Here is a 2,943-nt window from a genome sequence, read left to right as displayed (position 1 = left end):
GAGGGCACCTGCGTGCTTCCGACAAACGTCCGAAGCTGAGGCGGCAGCAGCATGATATCGTAGCCGCCCACATAGGTCGGCTTCTGCGCATCCTTTACAAATTGATCGATAAACGTCTGCCTGTCTCCGGGCGAACCGTTTAGCGACCAAAGCGTTGCGGCAGTGTCGGTCAACTCCTGCTTCGGCACATTGCGCAGGCGAGCGTCGAGCGTCACATACCGTTTTTCAACATCGTCGCTGGAGCCGATACGAATAAACCGCTGACTGCCTGAATGATAGTAGAGATCGACTTCTTGCCTGTTCTTCCCCTTGCTGTCCACAAAATAAAACGTCGGTGTAATGAGGATGCCGTCGCCCGAACCGAACATGTTGCCTTTCGTCATGACTTCGAATTTGACATGGTAACCCGTTTTGACCGCTACGTTTTTCTTGCCGCTCTCGGGATGACTGCCTTGCCGTACCGGCAGCACGTAAGGTGGGGTATTGCCGCGCAGTGCGCCGTCAATTCCTTTCGTGCCGACCCAATAGGCGTTTCCTGTCGGCGTCGCGTTGCCCTTTTGGGGGCGGAACACCGATTCCCATGCAAAATCGGCAATGTCGGTGATGCGGAAATCATAGAGGCGGCCGACCACTTCCACTGGAACCACCTGCGTAGCCACATGGTTGGATAAGTCCAGATTGGCATTCATCTGGGACGTAAAGGAGGCCGGACTATTCTCGGCAAACGTTCGGAATAACACGTCGTAATTGCCCTCGTCCACCCAAACGGGTAAATAGAAAGTCGTCTGCGACTGACCGACCGGGGTGGACACCCACGTCTCCTTGGGGACGAGCGTTGTGCGATCCGCTTTGTACACATCGAACGGAAAGCGTACCTGCTTGTCCCTCACATACTTGGCATAATCCCGATTGCCATAGCCCTTGATGTCCTTGTGCGGGCCGCTTGTCGGAATCGTCACGGTAAAGGGCCGGTCCAGAATGAGCGCTGATCGCCCGGCAGTCGGCTGCGTTTTCTGGTTGTGGTCTTGATCGTCCGACACCGAGGCGTAGTTCACCACCGGCGTATGCACGGTTACCGGGTTGATGCCGCCAATCGGAAACGTTTTGCTTGCTCCGCCACCGATGCCTTTAATCAGGGAATACGTTATGGTGCCGGTGCTGGGTTGATTCGCTTTGTTCGTTTTGGAAGCGTCAATGAGATAACCTTTGCCGTACAGCACCTCTTGCCCAATCATCGGCGGGGACGGTATCGCCCCCGGCGTTGGCGCTTTTTCCTCAACGGTCCGGTTGTCCATGATTGTATTTCCGTTAAAAACGAACGAGTCGTTTTTCACCTTGATCTTGCCGATGGCGCTTTCTGCAGTTGACTTCCAGTCCTCGTTCGGTACGGAAGGCCGGCTGGAACCGCCGGAAATCGTTTGTCCGGGAAGCGTCACATTCGTATAGACCGGATCGATGATATGCGCACTAAGTGACGGATCATGCGCGGCGGAAACGGTTGGGGGGGTGTATCCGTTCGGTATAAGCGTAACCGTTCCTGACGGAAGCGCATAATTGGAGACCGTCGCCTTCTGAATGCCGTACACTTCGAGATTTTGAATCGTCCAGAAGCTATACTTGCGTTCAATCGAATAGTTTTTGGTGACCGTCTGTGTATCTGAACGCGGAACGGTAATGGTCGTCGGATTCCCGTCCGCATCAGGCGGACCGGATTTCGTCTCCGTCCAGGAAAGGGTGTACGTTTTGCTCACCTGAATCGGGTATTGCTTCGTGCCGGTCGTTTCCGTGAACGTGTTGCGATACAAGTACGATTTGGCCAAAGCGTTCACATACAGGCTCTCTGAAGTCGGAATGCCTTGCAGCACATCAAATTTTTCTGCGCCGCGCGCATCCGCCTGAATGACGGCAGAAACGCTTGGCTCCATCACTTCGGCCTGCTGGGAATCGCCCGGTTGAGGTTCTCCGCCCCCGTCGCCTTTACGTACCGTATGGTCCGATGTCGAATCCCCCGTATTGCCGTCCACATCCTTCACGACGACAGTGATTTGCACGCTCACTTTGTCGCCGGACGTGAAAGGGACTTTGATCGGAATCGTTTTACTCGTTGACGTGCCGGAGAGGGTTCCGGTTTTGTCGCCCGTTTGAACGAGCCTGGCATTTCGAATATCCGTGATCTCGTATGACTTCAAATTCTTTAGCGACTCGACTTCAAAAACAAAATTCCCGTCCACTTCAGTCACGTTTTGATCGACCGTTTCCGGCGCTTCAATCCGGGACGTAACCGTTACCGAGGAAGGAATTTTGTAAATGCCGATAAAGTTGGAGCCGCCCGATCCCACCAGAATGGAGCGCTCTTTGAGTTTGGGGTCTCCTTTTTCCTGAATGAACAGCTTCTCGTCGGGTTTGTTATTGTTCGTAACGTAAGACCGGATGATTTCATACGTCTGACCGCCGGAAGTGATTTGTCCTTCAAACGTATGGCTCGCTTCCTCGCCGGTTGCGAAAACGCCTTTGTCCACTTCTTTGAGTTTGGTGCCGTCTTCTTTTTGATAGATGGCTTTCACCGGATTGTTCTCCGCATATTCGGCAACCGCGTCCGTTCCACCCAGATGCACCGTAAAGCTTCGCGTTCGCACCTTCGGATTCGTTTCGGGATTTTCTTGCAGCCAGTCTTTCCGCGTCGGGTCCTGCTTGGGCGACAAATAGGAGCGAACGATTTTATATGTTTTCCCGTTATCCTCGATCGTTTCGGGAAATTCATGATCGATCGTTTCCCCGACTTTGTACTTGCCCTTTAGAAATGTAACTTCCGGTCTTTGAATGACAATGCCGTCTACGGTTTTTGCAATGACATCGACGGGAAATTCCGCGCTTCGATAGGGTACATGAATGCCGAAATAATCGTCCAAGTCGTCCGGATGCGCCCAAGGTTCGGCCCTCTTG

Annotated in this window: 1 protein-coding gene; it reads right to left on the bottom strand. The window is 53.3% G+C overall.

Annotated features, from left to right (window positions below):
- A partial coding sequence (locus SD70_RS37345; protein ID WP_052488133.1) for a DUF5704 domain-containing protein occupies positions 1-2,943 on the bottom strand: 2,943 nt, incomplete at both ends.

Source organism: Gordoniibacillus kamchatkensis, assembly GCF_000829455.1.
In the GTDB taxonomy this organism is placed as follows: domain Bacteria; phylum Bacillota; class Bacilli; order Paenibacillales; family NBRC-103111; genus Gordoniibacillus; species Gordoniibacillus kamchatkensis.
This window is presented reverse-complemented; position numbering and strand designations above follow the sequence as displayed.